Consider the following 18,590-nt stretch of genomic DNA (forward strand, 5'->3'; position numbering starts at 1 on the left):
GCCAGGGGCCAGAGCGAGGCTCCGGACAATCGCTGCCATAAGCCGGATCTGGAAAGCATGCGGACAGTCTAACGAGCCTGTCCAAACCTTGACAGGGGCCCTTGGCCTGGGGACTCTGAAGGCTATGAACCCCGCCCGGGCCCTGCTGGTGGACGATGATCCGACCATCCTCGAGGTGGTGGGCACGCTGTTGTCCCGGCATGGCCACGAGGTGGTGGGCACCGGCTCCGGCCTGCGCGGCGCGCAGTTCTTGCGGGGCGAGCACTTCGACCTGGCCGTGGTGGATCTCATGCTGCCGGACCTCAGCGGCCTCGAGCTGGCCCGCCAGGCCGTGGCCAAGCCGGACACGGTGGTGGTGGTGCTGTCGGGCTCCACCTCCGTGGAGACGGCCCTCCAGGCCGTGAAGATGGGCATCTACGACTACGTGCCCAAACCCTTCCGGGCCGAGGAACTGGAGCACACCCTGCTCCGCGCCATCGAGAAATCGCAGCTCAACCAGGAGAACAAGCGCCTGCGGGAGCAGATCCACGGGCAGGTGCCCGGCCCCCAGATGGTGGGCCGCTCGGATGTCTGGCAGAACCTCCAGACGCTCCTGCGGCGCGTGGCGCCTTCGCCGTCCACGGTCCTCATCACAGGCCCGTCAGGGACCGGCAAGGAACTGGCCGCCAAGGCCATCCACCAGTGGAGCCCCCGGGCGAACGGGCCCTTCGTCCCCATCCACTGCGGCGCCATCCCGGAGAACCTGCTCGAGGACGAGCTGTTCGGCCACGTGCGTGGCGCCTACACGGACGCCCGCACGGACCGGCCCGGCCGGTTCCAGCAGGCAGAGGGTGGCACCCTCTTCCTCGACGAGATCGGCACCATGCCCATGAGCCTCCAGGTGAAGCTGCTGCGGGTCATCCAGGAGCGGGAGTTCACGCCCCTGGGCTCCACCCGCACCCAGAAGTCGGACTTCCGGCTGCTGGCGGCCACCAACGAGGACCTGGGCAGCCTGGTGGAGCAGAAGCGCTTCCGCGAGGACCTGTTCTACCGGCTGAACGTGATCCCCATCCACCTGCATCCGCTGCGGGAGCATCCCCAGGACATCCCCGTCCTGGTGGCCCACTTCGCGCGGAAGTTCTCGAAGGAGCTGGGCCTGCCCCTGAAGCAGGTGGAACCGGCGGCCCTCCAGGCGCTGGAGGCCTACGGTTGGCCCGGCAACGTCCGCGAGCTGGAGAATGCCGTGGAGCGGGCCATGGCGCTGGGTTCTGATCCCGAGCGGCTGCTGCTGCAGGACCTGCCCGCCTCCATCGCCGGCGTGCTACCCTCCGTGGCCTTCCCGAGGCTGCCCCAGAACCAGGACCTGGGCCGCTTCCTGGAGGATCTCGAGCGGCACCTGATCCTGGAATCGCTCCAGGCCACCGGCTGGAACAAGAGTGAGACCGCCCGCCGCCTGGGCATGCGCCGGACCACCCTCCTGCACCGCCTGCGGGCCCTGGGCATCCCCATGGATCCCATGGGCGAGGCGGAGTCCGCCCTGGCCCGGGAGACCCCGTGAGGCATCGATCCCTTCCACTGCTCTGCGCCTGGCTGCTGGGCTGCGGTCCACTGTGGTCCTGGTCCCCCAAGGTCCACGAGGCCCAGACGGCCAAAGCCATCCGGCTGGTGCCGCACCGCATGGCGGTCCTGCTGCGGGCCCACCCCCAGGCTCTGCTGGAGGGCGCCCGCGGGGTGGCGAACGACCAGCCCCCCACGGTGGAGCAGGTGGAGGCCCAGTTCCGCACCATCCTGCGCCTGAGCGAGGAGCACCGCCGCCCCGAGGAGATCGTCCGCGACCTGGGCGTCCTGGCCCACCAGGTCCAGCTGCTCACGGATCCTTCCGCCGTGGTGGGGATGAGCCCACTCCGGGAGAGCTTCGAGGCCTATGCGGATGAGCACCAGGCCCACCTGCTGGTGACCCAGGAACCCTACTGGGCGGCCAAGGGCAGCCTGGAGCCCGGCCCGGCCCTGCGCCGGCTGCTGGACACCAAGCTGGAACGGAACCGGCGCCTGCGGGACCACTTCGACGAAGGCTCGGGCCGGCGCATCGGGCCCTGGGATGACCTGTCCCTCCCCTTCGCCCAGATGCAGCTGGCTTTCTCCAATGGGGTCCATGCCACCGCCAACCTCTGGATCCTGATCTGGCGGGCGGCGGGGGATCAGTGGGAGATCCCGGCCGGACCCTGATCACAAGTCCCCCTGGCCCAAGGGGGCAAGGCGCTAGGCGAAACACGACTTTCGAGCTATCTTTCCAAGCATTCCTTTGGAGATGGATATGGGTACCTACACCCGCCTCGGGTCCTACCTGCTGGCATCGGAGCTGGCCTCCGATCCCCTCGGTTCCATCCACCGGGCGGTCGTCATCGCCGGCAACGGCTTCGACCGCCACGTGCTGGTCCGGACCTTCTCGGAGGAACTGTTCCAGGCCGGCATGAACACCCGCCTGGCGGAAGCGGGCCGGGTGGTTCCCCTTCTTGGCGGAGCCCGGATCTTCGGCCTGGGCTACCGGATCGAGAGTGGCAAGACGCCGCACGTGGCCTGGGACTACGTGCCGGGCCGGAGCCTCGCCCAGCTCATCGACAAGGCCAGGCAGGAGCAGATCCCCTTCGGCGTGGATCACGCCCTGACCGTGATCCAGGGCGTGGCCCAGGGCATCGTGCAGATGCAGGCCAAGGGCGTCAGCCATGGGGTCCTCAGCCCCCACAGCGTGTGGGTGAGCTTCGAGGGCGCCACGCAGCTCGTGGATGCGCCCTACGCCGCCCTGACCCGGAGCCTGCTGGCCAAGGCCCCCGCCGCCAAGCACAAGCTCGGCACCTACCTTCAGGGGCCGGAGAACGATGTACTGCAGCAGGATCTCTTCGCCCTGGGCGCGGTGCTCTATGAGCTGCTGACCTTCGAGCGCCTTCCCGTGGGCGGGGACCTCCAAAGCGTGCTGGACCAGGCCACCCTCAAGGCCGCCCAGGAAGATGCTCCCCTGCCGGCGGAGATCCGCGCCTTCCTCGGGCGGCTGTTGCTGGGCCGCCAGCCCTTCGCCACGGTGGAGGCCTTCAGCGTGGAGCTGGAGCGGGTCCTCTACGACGGCGAGTACAGCCCGACCACCTTCAACATGGCCTTCTTCATGCACACGCTGTTCCGGGAGGAGAACGACCGGGACGCCACGGCCATGAAGGTGGAGAAGACCGACAACTACCTGGCCTACACCGCGGCCGGCGAGACGCTGCGGAGCGGCGCCACCCGGGTGGAGCACATCGACGGCCACGACGAGGCCAAGGTCAGTCAGAAGAACTCCACCCTGCTCATCGGCGGGGGACTCGCGGCCGTGGTGATCCTGGGGCTGGGCTACATCTTCTTCGGCCGGCCCAAGGTGGATCCGGCCATGCAGAAGCAGCTGGCCGAACTGCAGCTGCTCAAGGTGCAGATCGAGCAGCAGAAGTCCGACCTCGATGCCAAGGCCAAGGCCGAGACCGACAAGACCGTCCAGCTCCAGAAGCAGCTGACGGAGACCAAGTCCGTCGAGGACAAGGCCCGGATCCAGAAGCAGCTGGAGGAGGCGCAGGAGCGCAAGCTCGAGCTGGAACGCCAGCAGAAGGCGGCTGAGCAGAGGCTGGCCGAGCAGAAGCAGAACGAACTGAGGCTGGCCGAGCAGAAGAGGGCCTCGGAAGCCAAGCCCGCCCTTCCGCCCCCGCCGGCCCCTGAGATCCCCAAGCCCCAGCCCATGCAGGAAGCACCGAAATCGTCCGTTCCCACGCCGGCCACTGCGCAGGCCGCCCCGGCTGCGGCTCCCGTCAACGAGCCGGCCCGCGTGATCACCCAGGGCCCCCTGGTCTTCCCGCTCCGTGCGGTCCAGATGGGCAAGGCCAATGAGGACCGGACGGTCCGGCTGAAGGTCTTCGTGGGTGAGCAGGGCCAGCCCCTCAAGGTCTCCGTGGTCGAGGGCGTGGCTGGTGCCTGGGGTTACGACGAGGCCGCCATCGATGCCGCCAACAAGTCCACCTACAGCCCGGCGACCCGGGATGGCAAGCCGGTCAAGGGCTGGACTCCGGAGATCGCCTACAAGTTCCAAAAGCGCCGCTGAGCCAGGGCACTGTACCTGACGACGGGCCCCTGCGATGGGGCCCGTCTTATGCCCACTGGGCCGCCTCGTTCGCCAGCCGATCCACGCGCTCGTTCTCCGCGTGGCCGGCATGTCCCTTCACCCAGCGTGCTTCCACGTGATGCCGGGCCAGCTGTGCGTCCAGGGCCTGCCAGAGGTCTGCGTTCAGCACGGGTTTGCCGTCCGCCTTCTTCCAGCCGCGGCGCTTCCAGTCCTTCAGCCAGGAGGTGATGCCCTTCACCACGTACTGGCTGTCGCTCTGCAGCAGCACCTGGCAGGGCTTCGTGAGCGCCTCCAGGCCCTTGATGGCGGCCATGAGCTCCATGCGGTTGTTGGTGGTGTCGGCCTCGGGACCCGAGCCTTCCTTTTCCTGGGTGCCCGTGGCGAGGTGCACCCGCAGCAGGTACCCCCATCCACCCGGACCGGGGTTCCCTAGACACGCGCCATCGCAGTAGAGCTCGATCTTCATCCCACCAGAGTAGGAGAAGCGGCCGCCACTTGTGCCACGGCCTTGCGGAGCAGCTCCACGCCCAGGTCCAGATCCTCGGTGGTGAGGTTCATGGCGGGGCGGAAGCGCAGGCCGTTCACGCCGGTGGAGAGGATCATCATGCCCAGGTCGTGGCCCTTGGCCACTACGGCGTTGCGGAGCTCCGGCGTGGCGATGTCCATGGCGCAGAAGAGGCCGCGGCCGCGGGGGTTCGACGTGAACTCGGGAAAGTCGCGGTGGATCTCCTGCAGGCCCTTGAGCAGGCGCTCGCCCTGTTTCACGCCGTGGTCCAGCAGGTTCTCCTCGCGGATGACGTCGATGATGCGCGTGCCGCGCACCATGTCCACCAGGTTGCCACCCCAGGTGCTGTTGATGCGGCTGGGCACCTTGAAGACGCAGTCCACCTCGTCGAGGCGCCGGCCCGCGGCGATGCCGCAGGTCTGGCTCTTCTTGCCGAAGGCGATGATGTCGGGCTGCACATCGAACCACTGGTGCGCCCACCACTTGCCCGTGGCGCCGAAGCCGGTTTGCACTTCGTCGAAGATCAGAAGGAATTCATGACGGTCCGCCAGGACGCGCAGCTTGCGCAGGAATTCGCCCCGGAAGTGGTTGTCGCCGCCCTCGCCCTGGATGGGCTCCACGATGAGGCAGGCGATGTCGTCGGGGTTCTGGGCCACGGCCGCTTCGATGGCGGCCACGGCTTCGGCTTCCGCCGCCTCGATCTTCGCCAGATCCATGGGGAAGGTCAGCTTGGGGTTCGGCACGCGGGGCCAGGAGAACTTGGGGAAGTACTGGTATTTGCGGGGATCGGCGGTGTTCGTGAGGCTCAGCGTGTAGCCGCTGCGCCCGTGGAAGGCCTCGCGGAAGTGGATCACCTGAGTGCCCTTCTCGCCCTTGCCCGCCGCCAGGTTCTTGCGCACCTTCCAGTCGAAGGCCGCCTTCAGGGCGTTTTCCACCGCCAGGGAGCCGCCGTCGATCCAGAACAGGTGGGGCAGGTAGTCCGGCGCCGCGTGGGTGCCGAAGGCCTCCACCCACTCCGCGAAGGCCGTGGTGTAGATGTCCGAGTTGGCCGGCTTGTTGACCGCGATCTCGCCCAGCTGCTGGACGAAGGCCGACTCCCGCAGGCGCGGGTGGTTGTGCCCCAGGGGCGTGGTGGCGAAGAAGGTATAGAAATCCAGGTACTTGCGGCCATCCCGGGCATCCACGATCCAGGAGCCGTGGGACTTCTCCAGGTCCATCACCAGGTGGAACCCGTCCACCAGCATGTGGCGGCCGAGGGTGTCGAAGACGGCGTTGGGATGGATGGGCTGGCTGGACATGGCGAACCTCTGGATACGGTTCAGTGTATGTTTGGGCCTGAAGCGGAGACACGCATGATTCCCTGGATAGCGGTTCAGGAAGCGCCTCTGGACGCGATGGCTTTACGAAGTGTCATGGAAGATCCCCATGCCGGGGCCCTGGTTCTGTTCGAAGGCCGGGCTCGGGATCACCACGAAGGCCGTGCGGTGCTGGAACTGGCGTACGAGGCCTACGCGTCCATGGCCGAGAAGGAACTGGGCCTGCTGCGTGAGAAGGCCATCGAGCGCTACGGCCTCACCCGCTGCGCCGTCCACCACCGCATCGGCGTGGTGCCCCTCACCGAGGCCGCCGTGATCGTGGCCACCAGCAGCGCCCACCGCGCCGAGAGCTTCCAGGCCGCCGCCTGGATCATGGACGAGATCAAGCAGCGCGTCCCCATCTGGAAGCGGGAGCGCTACAAGGATGGGAGCGAGAGCTGGGTCGAGTGCACCCACCGCTTCCAGATGTGAGCGCAGGACCTGCCTCTGGCCGCCCGCGAACGGACGCGGCCCCGCCGCGTCCTCCTGCGCCCCGCTGCGCGGGATCGCAGAGCGGGACCCCCGGGTGGAGTGCACGCACCGGTTCCAGATGTAAAACCGGGCCTCGTCGGGATGACCCAGAAGCCTTCCGCCCCCCGATCCCTGGGTGAGGGCGTCGGGGGACGGAAGGCTTCCAAAACAGCGCTCAGGCCTGCGGCAATTCCTGCGAGGCGGCACGATCCCTGAGTGCCCGGGCCACCAGGTAGATCCCCAGCAGCACCAGCGCCGCCGGCCACCACCGCTCCAGCCAGACCAGGGAGAGCCCGAACCGGAGGTTGAGCAGGGTGAGCAGGCCGACCAGGATGAGGCCTACCCCCAGGGCCAGGCGGCCGCCCAGGGACACCGTGCCGAAGCCGTCCGGCAGCGTCGGCTTTTCCAGCTGCGCCAGACTCTCGTTCAGCAGGAGGGCCCGGCGGTGGGCATCCACCAGGTTGTAGAGGAAGAAGAACGCCATGGAGATGCCCACGAAGGGCTCCAGTCGCCCCAGCTGGTTGCTGCTCAGGAGGGCGATGAGGGACGCGAAGACCGCGGCGTGGATGAAGCCCAGCTGGGTGTAGCCCAGGTACACCTGGCCCAGGCCCGGCATGAGGGACAGCACGGTGGTCAAGACGGGGGACTTGGCCCGCGGATCCCGGTAGTAGTCGGGACGGGTCCCTGGCGGCAGCAGGTAGGGCGCCGGTTTCGGCATCGCTTCGGGAGTGGCTTCGAGGTCCGGGTGGGGGGTCATGCATGCTCCAGGTGGGGGATGGGGTTTGCAGATTCAGGCGCCTAGGAGGTAAAGACGCAACCCTGCCCTCAGGGGTTCGCCGAGGGGGGCATTTTGGCTTCCGGGCTGGGCGGGGGTGGCGGGGTTCTCCGGAAAACCTGAAGCCGGGTCCTGATCCAGGAGGACAGCCGCTGCCAGAGGCTTCCCCTCGGCCGCGGAGCCGGCCGGGGGCTGACGATGGGGCGGAGGCTCCGCTGCAGCGAGGCGGACGTGCGGCGTTCCGCCTGGGCCACCTGGCCCGCCACCCTCAGGGCGGAGTCGCCGAGGGGCTGCACCAGGGCCGGCACCCTGGGAGCGAGGGCGGGCAGGGGCAGGTAGGTCCCCATCAGGCCCGCGGCCGCGCCCAGGTAGGCCGTCTCCAGGGAGATGCGGGGACGGTGCATGAGGCGCCACCAGAGGCCGCGCAGGTCGGCGCTCCGCCGGATGGGCTGGTGCCGGGTGGCCCGCAGCACCGCCTGGGTGAACCAGGGACCGGGGTCCACCTCGGTCATGGCGGGCAGATCCGTCCGCAGACTGGTCAGCGCTTCCACCAGGGCCGAACAGGCCTCGCAGTGCCCGAGGTGGAGGCGGACCAGACTGGCCTGTCCGGCCTCCAGGGTGCCATCCACGAAATCACAGGCCAGGCTCTGCAGGCGATGGCAGGGATCCCCGGAGGTGCGGGCCAGGATGGCCCGGGTCAGCTCCGGGGAGGCCCCGGGGTCCAGGGGGGCAGCCTCGGGGTCGGGGGACAGGGGCTGCATGGAGGTCTCGTCCATGGTCAGGCCCCCATGCCCACGGCCACCAGCCTTTGGGCCAGTTCCACCCGGGCGCGGTGCGAGCGCGACTTCACCGTGCCCACGGGAACCCCGAGGATGGCGGCGATCTCCTCCAGTCCCAGGCCCTGGATCTCCTTGAGCAGGATGATTTCCCGGTTGAGGTCGGTGAGCTCCTGGAGGGCGCGGTGCACCATGGTCTTCCGGACCGCTTCGAGGTGGGCCTCCTCGGGACTCCGGTCCGTGGACCGCAGGTTGAACATCTCGTCGGCGGGCAGATCCCAGAGCGGCGGGCGGGCCTTCCGGCGCCTCAGGTGGTCGATGCAGGCGTTGCGGGTGATGCGGATGATCCAGGGCAGGCAGCCGTCCTCGCCCGGAACCCCGGCAAGGTGCTGGTAGATGCGGATGAAGACCTCCTGGGCCAGATCCCGCGCATCCTCGGCGTGGGCGGTGTAGTGGTACGCCAGCCCGAACACGCGGGACTGGAACCGTCGGACGAAGGCCTCCCAGGCCAGCTCGTCGCCGCGTCGAACCAGATCCAGCAGCTGGGGGAGTTCCATTCGGGTTTCATGCTCCGGGGCAGGGGGCCTCTGGATCATTAACGCAGGAGGATCGGAAAGGTTCGGTGGACCCATTCGCGGCTGGCTTTCCTGACAGGTCCTAGAATGAGGCATGGCCAAACCCATCGTCCCCCCGGCACTCCTCAAGGCCATCGCGGCAGTCGGCGCCACCACGAAGGAGCCCATCCCCGGGGCCAAGCACCCGGAAGCCAGCCCCATCGCGCGCCTCACGGAACGACAGAGCATCCGCCCCGCCCGCACTGCCATCGCCCACCAGCGAGGGGGAAACAAGGGGAAGTAGGGAGCGCGGCGCGATCTTTTGAGAAAAACCTGGCACCTTGTTTTTCGCTAAAATTTCGCCATACTTGGATCCCCCTTGGAGGTTCCGGTGCTGGCGATGTGGGTTCCCGAACTGCCGTTCCAGCTGGCCTGTGGCCGGGACGGGGCGTTGCGGGACCGGCCCCTGGCCTTCCTGAACCCCGAGAGCCCCCGCTCGCCCAGCCTCTGGTTCGTCAACCGCCTGGGCCGGGCCGAGGGGCTGGCCCCGGGCCTGCCCCTGGATCAGGCCCTGCGGGTGGCGCCGGGTCTGAAGGTGCTGGATCCGGCCCCCCAGGTCTGGTGGGAGGCCCAGGGCAGCCTGGGGGACTTCCTGCAGCACTGGACGCCCCAGGGCCAGCTGGGGCGCCTGGGCGAGGCCCTGGTGGAGCTCCAGGGCACCCAGCGCATCTTCGGTCCTCTGGCGGACACGGCCCAGCGCATGCGCCGGGAGCTGACCGAGCGGCACGGCTGGGCCAGCCACGGGGGCCTGTCCCTGAGCGCCACTGCCGCGCAGCTCGCCGCCCGCATCGAGCACCAGCTGGAGCTGGTGGCGGACGGCGCCGAGAGCGCCTTCCTGGCCCCCCAGCCCCTGCGTCGCCTGCCCGATCTGGCCCCCCGCACCCGGGAGCGCTTCCACCGCCTGGGCCTGCGGTCTTTCGGCGACCTGCAGCCCGTGCCCCTGCCGGTGCTGGCGGAGCTGACCCATCCCAAGGTGGCGCCGGACCTCCAGGCCCGGGTGCGGGGCGAGGACCGGCCCAAGCTGCCCCTGCTCACGGAGCGCCCCGGCCACGCCCGCCATGGCTGGCGCCTCCAGCCCCCCTGCCTGCCCGAGGAGGTGGCCCTGGCCGCCCGCTGCCTGGACTGGCTCTGGTCCGATGCCCGCCATCCCCGCCACCTGGTGCTGCGCTGGTGGGATGTGGATGGCGAACCCCACGCCTGGCACGCCGCGCCGGAGGATCTGACGGCCCCGCCCCTGATCCTGGCCCGACGCCTCCAGCAGGCTTTTCTCGCGGGCGCCCCCCGGCGCCTCCTGGTGCGCGAGGTGGAGCTGCGCCTGGCCTGGGGCCTGGGCCGCGAGCGCAGCCTCTTCCAGGACCCGCTCCAGCAGCGCTTCGAGCGCCTCGAACCCGCCCTCGCCCGCCTGCGCCATCGCTTCCCGGACCGGGCCGTGCTGCCGGGGTGGGTCGGAGGGGTCTTGAAACAAGCCAATAATAGCCTAATATTGATGGAGGCCCGATGACCCCCACCCCCCACCGGGAAGGGCCCTTCCGGTTCTTCTTCTACAGTCATGAACCCCGCGAGCCACCCCATGTCCACATCGAACGCGACGATGCCATTGCCAAGATCTGGCTGCATGATGGCGCCATCGCGGACGCCGGAGGCCTCACACCCCGGGATCTCCAGCGGGTGGTGGCCATCGTGATGACCCATCGAGACAGCTTCATCGAGGCCTGGCATGAGCACTTTGGCGAACCCTGAGCCTCCCCGCGCCACGCATCTCTGGTTCGAACGGGGCCGGCTGGTCGTCCAGCTCCAGGACGGTCGGGAGTTGGCCTGCCCGCTGGCCTTCTTCCCACGGCTGGCGGCGGCTCCCGCCGGGGATCTGGCGGACTGGCGATTCACGGGCCGTGGCACAGGCATCCACTGGCTTCGCCTGGACGAGGATCTTTCCATCGAGGGACTGCTGGAGGGCCGCCGCGCCCCCGAGGTGGATGCCCGGGCGAAGGCCCTGGCTCCGCGACTGCGGGCCGCCCGCCGCCAAGCCGGCCTCACCCAGGCGCAGCTGGCCGAGCGGATGGGCCGCTCCCAGGCCCTGGTGAGCCTCGCCGAGCGGGGCGCCCTGCGCATCGGAACCCCCTACCTCCATGCCGTCCTCGAAGCCTGCGGCCTGCCCATGGATTGGCAGCCCTGACGGGAACGAGCCGACAGACAACCCATCTGGAAAAGAGCATTGCAAAGGTGCGAAGGCGCCAAGGAAGACCTTATCTTTGCGTCTTTGCGTCTTTGCGTCTTTGCGTCTTTGCGTTGAGAGCTTTTTCTCTTCTTTCGTGTGATCGAGCCCCATGTTCGCCCTCGGCATCTCCGATTTCTCCATTGGTGAAGGCGTCTACCCGGCGAAGCAGCTCCTGTCGCTGGCGCGACGCTTCGGCTACCGCGACCTGGTCTGCTGGGACCAGGGCATGGCGGGCTATCCGAAGCTGCGCGACACGCTGGAGTGGATCCACAAGTCCCGCGAACTCGAAGGTCTGCCACCGGATCCCCAGTGGACGGGCTTCCGCCTGCACCTGGGCTGCCGCTTCACCTGGCGGGGCCATGGGTACGGGGCACTGCCCTTCAGCGATGCCGGCTACGCCGCGCTCAACCGCCTGCTCACGGCCCAGACCCATGATGCGGCGCCAGGTCCCGCCATCCCGGGCCTGGGCGCGCCGGAACCGCCCCGCGACTGCGTGCTGCTGGCCGACGACCTCGCGGGCCTGGATGCCCTGCTGCGTGAAGGCTTTGACGCGGCCCTGCTGGCCCATCCCTGCCGTGTGCAGGAGGCCCGGAAGGCCCTGGCCGCGGGCCTAGAGGTGGTGGCGCCCCAGGCGCTGCGCTTCCGCACCGCCGAGGGCCTGGAGATGCACCGGCTCAAGCGGGCCATCGACCAGCAGGCCACCTTCCTCCGTACCGAAGCCCTGTGGCAGCCCGCCGAGGCCGCCGTGCCTCGCGGCGAATGGGAGGCGCGCTTCCCGTTTGCCGAACCCGCCGTGGAAAGGGCCACGGCCGCGGTGCTGGAGCGGATCTCGGGCTGGCAGATCCACTGGGGGAAATGGGAGGTGTCGAAACCGCTGGACCAGGAGGCCGCGGACCTCGACGCCCTCCTGCGGGAGCGCGTGCGGAGGGGCGTGACGGAGAAGTACGCCGAGTCGTCCGAAGACCTGCGCGGCCGGGCCCTCGTACGCATGGAGCAGGAGCTGGACCTCATCACCGCCATGAATTTCGCCCGCTACTTCCTGCTGGTGCAGGACATCGTGCTGGCGCTGAAGCACAAGGGCCTGCCCACCCGCATCTGCGGGCGCGGCAGTGGCGCGGCCTCGCTGGTGGGCTACGCCCTGGACCTCAGCAACGTGGATCCCGTGGCCACCAACCTGATGTTCGAGCGCTTCCTCACGAAGGAGCGCAAGGATCCGCCGGACATGGACATCGACTTCGCCTGGGATGAGCGCGACCAGGTGATCCAGGCCGTGTTCGAGCGCTACGGCCGCGGCCGCGTGGCCGTGGTTTCCAACCACGCCTTCTTCAAGGCCAAGGGCGCCCTGCGGGCCGTGGCCCAGGCCCACGGGCGACCCGACAGTGAACTCAAGCAGCTGGCCCGCTATGTGCGCGGCTGGGAAGGCGGGCTGGAACGCGCGTCGGAGAATCCCGCCTGGGATACGATCCTGCGCCAGGCCCGCATGCTGAAAGGCCACTTCCACCAGTTCTCCGTGCACCCCGGCGGCACCATCGTCACGCCCGGGCCCCTGTGGGAGCACGCCGCGTTCCAGCCCGCGCCCGCGAAGGTGGGCGTCTCCACCACCACCTGGGACAAGGACGGCGTGGAGAACTACGGTCTGGTGAAGATCGACCTGCTGGGCAACCGCAGCCTCGCCGTCATCCGCGATGCCTACGAGGTGCTGGGGGACCGCGTGCCGAAGGATCCCGGCACCCATTCCCGGGGGGATGCCGATACCCAGGCCCTGCTGGGGCGGGGCGACAGCATCGGCGTGTTCTACGTCGAAAGCCCCGCCACGCGCCAGCTCCAGCAGCGGGTGGGAAAGGGCGACTTCGAGACCCTGGTGATCCACAGCAGCCTCATCCGCCCCGCCGCCTACCGCTGGGTGGACCGCTACGTGAAGCGCAGCCGCGGCGAGGAGGTCTGGGAGCCCAGCGATCCGGTCTTCAACGAGCTGCTCTCCGAGAGCTTCGGCGTGCTGGTCTACCAGGAGGATGTCATCAAGGTCTGCGTGGCGCTGGCGGGCTGGAGCCACCACGAGGCCGACCAGCTCCGCAAGCTGCTGGGCAAGCCCGACTGCGAGGCGAAGCTGCCCTTCTTCGAGGCGCGGTTCCGGCGGGGCTGCGCCGAACGTGGCGTGCGGCCTGCCACGGTGGACGAATCCTGGGACATGATCCGCACCTTCCAGGGCTACTCCTTCTGCAAGCCGCACTCCGCCAGCTACGCCCAGGTGAGCTTCGAAAGCGCCTGGATCAAGACCCACCACCCGGCGGTGTTCTTCGCATCCGTCATCACCAACCAGGGCGGCTACTACCCCGCCATCGCCTACCTGGGCGATGCGCGCCGCCATCGCCTGGTGGTGCGCGGGCCCGACGCGAATGCCAGCGCCTGGCCCTTCACGGCCGAGGGCGAGCAGGCCCTGCGCGTGGGTCTCATGCAGGTGCATGGCGCCCAGGAACCTGAGGTGCGCCGGCTGCTGGAGGAGCGCGACAAGAAAGGCCCCTTCGAGCACCTGGATGACCTGCTGGGCCGGGTGAAGCCCAGCGTCACCACGGCGGAGGCGCTTTGCGCCGCCGGGGCCTTCGACCTCTGGGCCCCGGATGGTGATCGCACGCGGCTCATGTGGGCCCGGCTGGGCGGCGTGCCCCCGGGCGTGCGCCCGCGCCCCACGGACCTCTTCGACCGCGCCGACCTGGAGATGGCGACCATGACCCTCACGCTGGAGCTGCACCCCGCGGCACTCGCCCGTGTGCGGAAGGGTGGGGGGTCCAGTCGGGCCGCCGAGGTGGTGAAGCCGAATCAGCGGTTGAGGTTTTGGGCTCTGGTCGTGGCGGACAAGGAAGTGGCCACCGAAAAGAACGAGCGCATGCAGTTCGTCACCTTCGAAGACGAGACCGGCCTCTGCGAAGCCGTCGCCTTCCCCGACGCCATCCGTAAAAGGCAGCGCCCCTTCCGCGTGGGTGAGATCGTCTGCGTCAGCGGCCGGTCCACCGAGCAGGATGGGTTGGCGGTGCTGGAGGTGGACTGAGCCTACCCTCCCGTCGCAACCCCCGCCGCCGCGCTGGCCTCCCGGTGGGTCAGGTAGAGGCGCAGGTCGAATTCCAGCTGGAAGTAGTCCGGCTCCATGTGGGTGCAGAGCTGGTAGAAGGCCTTGTTGTGCTCGCGTTCCTTCAGGTGGGCCAGCTCGTGCACCAGGATCATCTTCAGGAAGGCGGCCGGGGCGTCGCGGAACACCGAGGCCACGCGGATCTCGCGGCTGGCCTTGAGGCGGCTGCCCTGCACCCTGGATACCGCCGTGAGCGTGCCCAGGGCGTGGCTCAGCAGCTGGAGCTTGCTGTCGTACAGCACCTTGTTGAGCGGCGCCGTGTTCCGCATGAAGCGGTCCTTCAGCTCCACGGCGGCCAGGAACAGGGCCTTGTCGTTGCGCACCTTGTGCGCTTCCCCGTAGCGGCTGGCGAGGTAGGGCCCCAGCTGATCCTGGGCCAGCAGCTCGCGCACCCGGGCCTGCACGGCGGGGCTGTAGCCCTCCAGGTAGGGCAGGGGCGGGGCGGAGGTCATGGCGTCTTGAGCAGCCGGATGCCGTCGGCGTCGATGGAGATGCGCCGGGCCTTGTAGAGGGTGCCGAGGGCCTGCTTGAACACCTTCTTGCTGAGGCCGAACAGGGCGTGGATCTGCTCGGGGGCGCTCTTGTCCGTCACGGGCAGGAAGCCGCCGCGGCGGATCAACGTGTCGAGCAGGGCCTGGGCCACGGTGCCCACCTTGGCGTAGCCCGGCGCGCTGAGTGCAAGGCTCAACTTGCGGTCGGCGCGGGGCGCCTTAACCCAGCCCTCCTTCGTTTCGCCGCGGCTCACGTTGCAGAACAGGTCGCTGTCGTGGACCATGCCCCAGTAGCGGTGGTTGACGATGACGCGCACGCCCAGATCGGTGCGGTCCCCGATCACCAGACTGACCTTGTCGCCCTCCTTGAATTCATCGGCCTCGTCCACCAGGAAGTCCGCCAGGCGGGTGGAGGCGGCCAGGTGGCCCGCCTCGTCGGAGAAGAGGAACACCAGCACCTTGTTCCCGGGCTTCACCAGGCGCCGCGCCTCGTGCTTCACCTCTTTCCAGGGCATGAACAGAGGCCTGGGCAGGCCCCAGTCCAGGTAGGCCCCGGCGGGGTTCACGGACACCACCTTCAGGAAGGCCACCTCGCCCCCCAGGGCCAGGGGCGGGCGCAGATACGCCACCAGGCGGCCTTCGTCCTCCCGGTAGGCGAAGACCCGCAGAGCCTGGCCCAGTTCGAGGGCCGGGGGCACCTGCTCCAGGGGCAACAGGATCGGCCCCTCGGGACCGCCATCCAGGAACGCGCCCTCCGGCCCCAGGCGCAGGACCTTCAGATCGTTCAGGGTGCCGAGGGTGGCCATCAGGTCGTCCGGAGAAAAAAGGGTCAGATGGGCCAGATGGACACGAGCACCAGGGGCGTGGTGCCCGTGGCCGCCCGGACACCCAGTTTCGCACCGGGGGCCTCGGTGGCGGCGGGGGCATTCCCGAGCCGGAGGCAGTCCCTGGGTGCGAGCTCCACCCCGAGGGGGTCCACCCGGACGGGCCCCCAGGGCGTGAAGAGCAGGGTGGTGGGGGCCACGGTGATGACGGTGGCCTCCGTGTCCAGGTTGAGCCACTCGAGGGTGACCTTCACCTGGCTGGGATCGCTGATGACCCCGAAATCCACGCAGGGTCCCTGGATGAGCGTGGCGTGAACGCTCGCATCACCGGCAAAGGCCACCACCTGCCCCGGGAACTTCAGCCGCTGGCGGCCCTGGTCCTCGATGTCCAGGATGAGCCCCGACCCTTCCAGCAGGGTCAGCAGCCGCGCCCGGCCCGGGAAATGTGAAAAGGGCCCCGAGGCCTCCACCCGCGCCGAGCTCACCCGCCACAGGAACGGCTCCGCAAGGCTCGCCCCCGCCGGTTCGATGGCGATTTCAGTCGTGCTGCCACCTCCATCCTTCCAGGGCATGACGCGGTAGTCGGAGGGGCGGAGATGCAGCATGAAGACAGCTTCTCATGGGGCGGCGCGCTTCCCCTGAGATGATGGGAACGGAGTCCGTACATGCCGCTGTCCCTGTTCGACCACCTGCCACCCCACGGGGACACCTCGCCTGACGCCCTGCTGGGGGCGTTCCTGGCTTATGCGGAGTCCAAGGGGCTGGGCCTCTATCCCGCCCAGGAGGAGGCCATCCTGGAGCTGTTCGAGGGGAAGAACGTCATCCTCAACACGCCCACGGGGTCGGGGAAGTCGCTGGTGGCTTCGGCCCTGCACTTCGGGGCCCTGGCTGCAGGGCGGCGCTCGGTCTACACCTGCCCCATCAAGGCCCTGGTCAACGAGAAGTGGATGGCTCTCTGCCAGGAGTTCGGGCCCGAGAACGTGGGCCTCTCCACGGGGGATGCCACGGTGAACCGCGACGCGCCCATCCTCTGCTGCACGGCGGAGATCCTGGCCAACATGGCCCTCTGCGAAGGGGCCGAGGCCAACGTGCTGGATGTGGTCATGGACGAGTTCCACTACTATGCGGACCGCGAGCGGGGCTTCGCCTGGCAGGTGCCCCTGCTGGCCATGCCCCAGACGCGCTTCCTGCTCATGAGCGCGACGCTGGGCGACACCAGCTTCTTCGAGACCGAGCTGACCCGACTCAACGCCCGGCCCACGGTCACGGTGAAGGGCACGGACCGGCCCGTGCCGCTCAGCTTCACCTACGCAGAGCTTCCCCTCAGCAGCACCCTGGAGCACCTGCTGGAGGAGGGCAAGGCGCCCATCTACCTGGTGCACTTCACGCAGGCCGAGGCGGCCACCAGCGCCCAGGACTTCACCAGCCTTGCTGTCACGTCCCGCGAGGAGAAGACGGCCCTCGCCGCGGAGATCGGCGACTTCAAGTTCAACAGCCCCTACGGCCCCGACCTCAAGCGCTGGCTGCGCATGGGCATCGGCCTGCACCACGCGGGCCTGCTGCCCAAGTACCGCATCCTCATGGAGCGCCTGGCGCAGAAGGGCCTGCTCAAGGTCATCTGCGGCACGGACACGCTGGGCGTGGGCATCAACGTGCCCATCCGCACAGTGCTCTTCACCAAGCTCTGCAAGTACGGCGGCCAGAAGACGAGCATCCTCAGCGCCCGGGACTTCCACCAGATCTCGGGCCGCGCGGGCCGCAAGGGCTTCGACACCGTGGGCTACGTGGTGGCCCAGGCCCCGGAGCACGTCATCGAGAACTTCCGCCTGTCGCAGAAGCCCGGGAAGAAGTTCGTGAAGCGCCCCGCCCCCGAGCGGAACTACGCCCACTGGGACAAGTCCACCTTCGAGAAGCTGCAGGCCGCCGCGCCCGAGCGCCTGGTGAGCCGCTTCCAGGTGAACCACGGCATGCTGCTGAACGTGCTGAGTCGCAGGGGCGACGGCTGCCAGGCCATGCGCCACCTCATCCACGACTGCCACGAGACCGAGCATCAGAAGGCCGCCCACTTCCGCCGGGGCTGGCAGCTCTTCAAGACGCTGGTGGTGCGGGGCATCGTCGAGTTCCAGCCGCCCGATGAATTCGGTCGCAAGCTGCGCGTGAACGCCGACCTGCAGGCGGACTTCGGCATGGACGAAACGCTGAGCCTCTACCTGCTGGACACGCTGCCCCTGCTGGAGGTGGACTCTCCCACCTACGCGCTCGACCTCATCACGCTGGTGGAAAGCATCCTGGAGGACCCGGACTTCATCCTGCGCAGCCAGCTGCACAAGCTGAAGGGCCAGGCCGTGGCCGAGATGAAGCTGGCGGGCATCGAGTACGAGCAGCGCATGGCGGAGCTGGAGAAGCTGGAATACCCCAAGCCCCTGCGCGACTTCATCTACACCACCTTCAACGAGTTCGCCGACAAGCATCCCTGGGTGGGTCAGGAGAACATCCGCCCCAAGTCCATCGTGCGGGAGATGTTCGAAAGCTACCTGAGCTTCGCCGACTACGTGCGCACCTACGAGCTGCAGCGGGGGGAGGGCCTGCTGCTCCGCCACATCAACAGCGCCTTCAAGGTGCTGTCGAAGACCGTGCCCGACGCCTTCAAGACCGACGAGGTGCGCGAGATGGAGGCCTATCTCTCGGCCATGCTCAAACAGGTGGATTCCAGCCTGCTGGATGCCTGGGAGCGCATGCAGAACCCCGACTTCATCCGCGCCGAAACCGCCCTGGCCATCCCCGGCGCCGAGGAAGCCGCCAAGGACATCACCCGTGACCGCAAGGCCTTCATGGCGGCCATCCGCGCCCGTCTCTTCGCCCTCCTCCACGCCTGCGCCACCGAGGACTGGGAGGAGGCCGAGGCCGTGCTGGGAGAAGCTGCTGGCGAAGGCGTCACGCCCGAAGACGGCGAGGGCGAGCCCTGGACGGCGGAGCGTCTCAAGGCCACCTTCAGCGCCTACACCGCCACGCATCAGGGCCCGCGCCTCGATCCCGAAGGCCGCAACCAGCGCCACACCTACGTGCAGCCCAAGGCCGGCGACCCGCGCTTCCTCGTGGTGCAGCAGATGCTCGTGGACACCGGGGAACTCAACGACTGGGCCCTCGAACTGGAAGTGGATCTGGCGGCCAGCCGTGAGGCGGGGCAGGCGGTGCTGCAGCTGGTGAGGTGCGGGGAGTTCCGGTAGGGCCGGGGTTGGCCCGCAGGATCCGCCCCCGAAATCCCACCGGTCGCCCCACTTGCCGCCCCGCCGAGGCGCCATCGGGTCCAGGATGCTCCCCGGAGG

At 68.8% G+C, this 18,590-nt stretch carries 18 protein-coding genes; 10 read left to right on the forward strand and 8 right to left on the reverse strand.

Features of this window, described 5'->3' with window-relative positions; genetic code table 11:
• The first annotated feature begins 124 nt into the window (after window positions 1–124).
• The 3 genes from QOZ81_RS05855 (at window position 125) to QOZ81_RS05865 (ending at window position 4,093) form a co-directional block, all read left to right on the forward strand.
• Complete coding sequence (locus QOZ81_RS05855) at window positions 125–1,537, forward strand: sigma-54-dependent transcriptional regulator (protein WP_291200198.1); 1,413 nt, start codon at window positions 125–127, stop codon at window positions 1,535–1,537.
• Window positions 1,534–2,205 (forward strand): hypothetical protein, encoded by a 672-nt coding sequence (locus tag QOZ81_RS05860; protein ID WP_291200195.1) that lies wholly within the window; start codon window positions 1,534–1,536, stop codon window positions 2,203–2,205. The genes QOZ81_RS05855 and QOZ81_RS05860 overlap by 4 nt, the downstream gene beginning before the upstream one ends.
• Before the next feature lie 88 nt (window positions 2,206–2,293).
• Complete coding sequence (locus QOZ81_RS05865; protein ID WP_291200193.1) at window positions 2,294–4,093, forward strand: energy transducer TonB; 1,800 nt, start codon at window positions 2,294–2,296, stop codon at window positions 4,091–4,093.
• 46 nt (window positions 4,094–4,139) lie between these two features.
• Here the strand turns inward: QOZ81_RS05865 and rnhA are convergent, their stop codons facing one another.
• The gene (gene rnhA, locus QOZ81_RS05870) at window positions 4,140–4,580 is read right to left on the reverse strand and encodes a ribonuclease HI (RefSeq protein ID WP_291200190.1); all 441 of its coding nucleotides are present in this window, start codon (window positions 4,578–4,580) and stop codon (window positions 4,140–4,142) included.
• Complete coding sequence (lat, locus tag QOZ81_RS05875) at window positions 4,577–5,917, reverse strand: L-lysine 6-transaminase (protein ID WP_291200187.1); 1,341 nt, start codon at window positions 5,915–5,917, stop codon at window positions 4,577–4,579. Before lat ends, rnhA begins: the two co-directional genes overlap by 4 nt.
• Before the next feature lie 54 nt (window positions 5,918–5,971).
• Here lat and QOZ81_RS05880 point away from each other — a divergent pair, with 54 nt between their 5' ends.
• A complete protein-coding gene (locus QOZ81_RS05880) occupies window positions 5,972–6,406 on the forward strand; it encodes a molybdenum cofactor biosynthesis protein MoaE (protein ID WP_291200184.1) in 435 nt (144 codons plus the stop codon).
• 214 nt (window positions 6,407–6,620) lie between these two features.
• Here QOZ81_RS05880 and QOZ81_RS05885 read toward each other — a convergent pair whose 3' ends face one another.
• The 3 genes from QOZ81_RS05885 to QOZ81_RS05895 form a co-directional block, all read right to left on the reverse strand.
• Window positions 6,621–7,202, reverse strand: a complete 582-nt coding sequence (locus tag QOZ81_RS05885) for a hypothetical protein (protein ID WP_291200182.1) — start codon at window positions 7,200–7,202, stop codon at window positions 6,621–6,623.
• 68 nt (window positions 7,203–7,270) lie between these two features.
• Window positions 7,271–7,996 (reverse strand): anti-sigma factor family protein, encoded by a 726-nt coding sequence (locus QOZ81_RS05890; RefSeq protein ID WP_291200179.1) that lies wholly within the window; start codon window positions 7,994–7,996, stop codon window positions 7,271–7,273.
• A gap of 2 nt (window positions 7,997–7,998) precedes the next feature.
• Complete coding sequence (locus tag QOZ81_RS05895; protein WP_291200176.1) at window positions 7,999–8,553, reverse strand: RNA polymerase sigma factor; 555 nt, start codon at window positions 8,551–8,553, stop codon at window positions 7,999–8,001.
• Between the two features lie 112 nt (window positions 8,554–8,665).
• On the opposite strand from QOZ81_RS05895, the gene QOZ81_RS05900 reads away from it, so the two are divergent.
• The 5 genes from QOZ81_RS05900 to QOZ81_RS05920 all read left to right on the forward strand — a co-directional run bounded on the left by QOZ81_RS05900 (window position 8,666) and on the right by QOZ81_RS05920 (window position 13,871).
• Window positions 8,666–8,854, forward strand: a complete 189-nt coding sequence (locus QOZ81_RS05900; protein ID WP_291200173.1) for a hypothetical protein — start codon at window positions 8,666–8,668, stop codon at window positions 8,852–8,854.
• Window positions 8,855–8,929: 75 nt separating this feature from the next.
• A complete protein-coding gene (locus tag QOZ81_RS05905) occupies window positions 8,930–10,111 on the forward strand; it encodes a Y-family DNA polymerase (RefSeq protein WP_291200170.1) in 1,182 nt (393 codons plus the stop codon).
• Window positions 10,108–10,350 carry a DUF4160 domain-containing protein gene (locus QOZ81_RS05910; RefSeq protein ID WP_291200168.1) on the forward strand — a complete coding sequence of 81 codons (243 nt, stop codon included), beginning with the start codon at window positions 10,108–10,110 and terminating at the stop codon, window positions 10,348–10,350. The genes QOZ81_RS05905 and QOZ81_RS05910 overlap by 4 nt, the downstream gene beginning before the upstream one ends.
• On the forward strand, window positions 10,328–10,783 hold the full coding sequence (locus tag QOZ81_RS05915) for a DUF2442 domain-containing protein (protein WP_291200166.1): 456 nt from the start codon (window positions 10,328–10,330) through the stop codon (window positions 10,781–10,783). The genes QOZ81_RS05910 and QOZ81_RS05915 overlap by 23 nt, the downstream gene beginning before the upstream one ends.
• A gap of 151 nt (window positions 10,784–10,934) precedes the next feature.
• Window positions 10,935–13,871, forward strand: a complete 2,937-nt coding sequence (locus QOZ81_RS05920; RefSeq protein ID WP_291200163.1) for a helix-hairpin-helix domain-containing protein — start codon at window positions 10,935–10,937, stop codon at window positions 13,869–13,871.
• Between the two features lie 2 nt (window positions 13,872–13,873).
• On the opposite strand, the gene QOZ81_RS05925 is transcribed toward QOZ81_RS05920, so the two are convergent.
• Genes QOZ81_RS05925 through QOZ81_RS05935 form a run of 3 tightly spaced genes read right to left on the reverse strand, consistent with a single transcriptional unit; the run spans window position 13,874 to window position 15,869 of the window.
• Window positions 13,874–14,401: a M48 metallopeptidase family protein gene (locus QOZ81_RS05925; RefSeq protein ID WP_291200160.1), complete on the reverse strand. Its 528-nt coding sequence runs from the start codon at window positions 14,399–14,401 to the stop codon at window positions 13,874–13,876.
• Entirely contained in the window at window positions 14,398–15,246 is an 849-nt protein-coding gene (locus QOZ81_RS05930; RefSeq protein ID WP_291200157.1) for a CvfB family protein, read from the reverse strand. Before QOZ81_RS05930 ends, QOZ81_RS05925 begins: the two co-directional genes overlap by 4 nt.
• A 23-nt stretch (window positions 15,247–15,269) precedes the next feature.
• On the reverse strand, window positions 15,270–15,869 hold the full coding sequence (locus tag QOZ81_RS05935) for a HutD/Ves family protein (protein WP_291200155.1): 600 nt from the start codon (window positions 15,867–15,869) through the stop codon (window positions 15,270–15,272).
• 60 nt (window positions 15,870–15,929) lie between these two features.
• Here QOZ81_RS05935 and QOZ81_RS05940 point away from each other — a divergent pair, with 60 nt between their 5' ends.
• A complete protein-coding gene (locus QOZ81_RS05940; protein WP_291200152.1) occupies window positions 15,930–18,491 on the forward strand; it encodes a DEAD/DEAH box helicase in 2,562 nt (853 codons plus the stop codon).
• Window positions 18,492–18,590 lie beyond the last annotated feature (99 nt).

This window comes from Geothrix sp., from assembly GCF_030219325.1.
In the GTDB taxonomy this organism is placed as follows: domain Bacteria; phylum Acidobacteriota; class Holophagae; order Holophagales; family Holophagaceae; genus Geothrix.

Coding starts and splice junctions, on each gene's coding strand:
- QOZ81_RS05855 (WP_291200198.1), top strand. CDS start 125: ATGAACCCCGCCCGGGCCCTGCTGGTGGACGATGATCCGACCATCCTC.
- QOZ81_RS05865 (WP_291200193.1), top strand. CDS start 2,294: ATGGGTACCTACACCCGCCTCGGGTCCTACCTGCTGGCATCGGAGCTG.
- rnhA (WP_291200190.1), bottom strand. CDS start 4,580: ATGAAGATCGAGCTCTACTGCGATGGCGCGTGTCTAGGGAACCCCGGT.
- lat (WP_291200187.1), bottom strand. CDS start 5,917: ATGTCCAGCCAGCCCATCCATCCCAACGCCGTCTTCGACACCCTCGGC.
- QOZ81_RS05880 (WP_291200184.1), top strand. CDS start 5,972: ATGATTCCCTGGATAGCGGTTCAGGAAGCGCCTCTGGACGCGATGGCT.
- QOZ81_RS05885 (WP_291200182.1), bottom strand. CDS start 7,202: ATGACCCCCCACCCGGACCTCGAAGCCACTCCCGAAGCGATGCCGAAA.
- QOZ81_RS05890 (WP_291200179.1), bottom strand. CDS start 7,996: ATGGACGAGACCTCCATGCAGCCCCTGTCCCCCGACCCCGAGGCTGCC.
- QOZ81_RS05895 (WP_291200176.1), bottom strand. CDS start 8,553: ATGGAACTCCCCCAGCTGCTGGATCTGGTTCGACGCGGCGACGAGCTG.
- QOZ81_RS05900 (WP_291200173.1), top strand. CDS start 8,666: ATGGCCAAACCCATCGTCCCCCCGGCACTCCTCAAGGCCATCGCGGCA.
- QOZ81_RS05910 (WP_291200168.1), top strand. CDS start 10,108: ATGACCCCCACCCCCCACCGGGAAGGGCCCTTCCGGTTCTTCTTCTAC.
- QOZ81_RS05915 (WP_291200166.1), top strand. CDS start 10,328: ATGAGCACTTTGGCGAACCCTGAGCCTCCCCGCGCCACGCATCTCTGG.
- QOZ81_RS05920 (WP_291200163.1), top strand. CDS start 10,935: ATGTTCGCCCTCGGCATCTCCGATTTCTCCATTGGTGAAGGCGTCTAC.
- QOZ81_RS05925 (WP_291200160.1), bottom strand. CDS start 14,401: ATGACCTCCGCCCCGCCCCTGCCCTACCTGGAGGGCTACAGCCCCGCC.
- QOZ81_RS05930 (WP_291200157.1), bottom strand. CDS start 15,246: ATGGCCACCCTCGGCACCCTGAACGATCTGAAGGTCCTGCGCCTGGGG.
- QOZ81_RS05935 (WP_291200155.1), bottom strand. CDS start 15,869: ATGCTGCATCTCCGCCCCTCCGACTACCGCGTCATGCCCTGGAAGGAT.
- QOZ81_RS05940 (WP_291200152.1), top strand. CDS start 15,930: ATGCCGCTGTCCCTGTTCGACCACCTGCCACCCCACGGGGACACCTCG.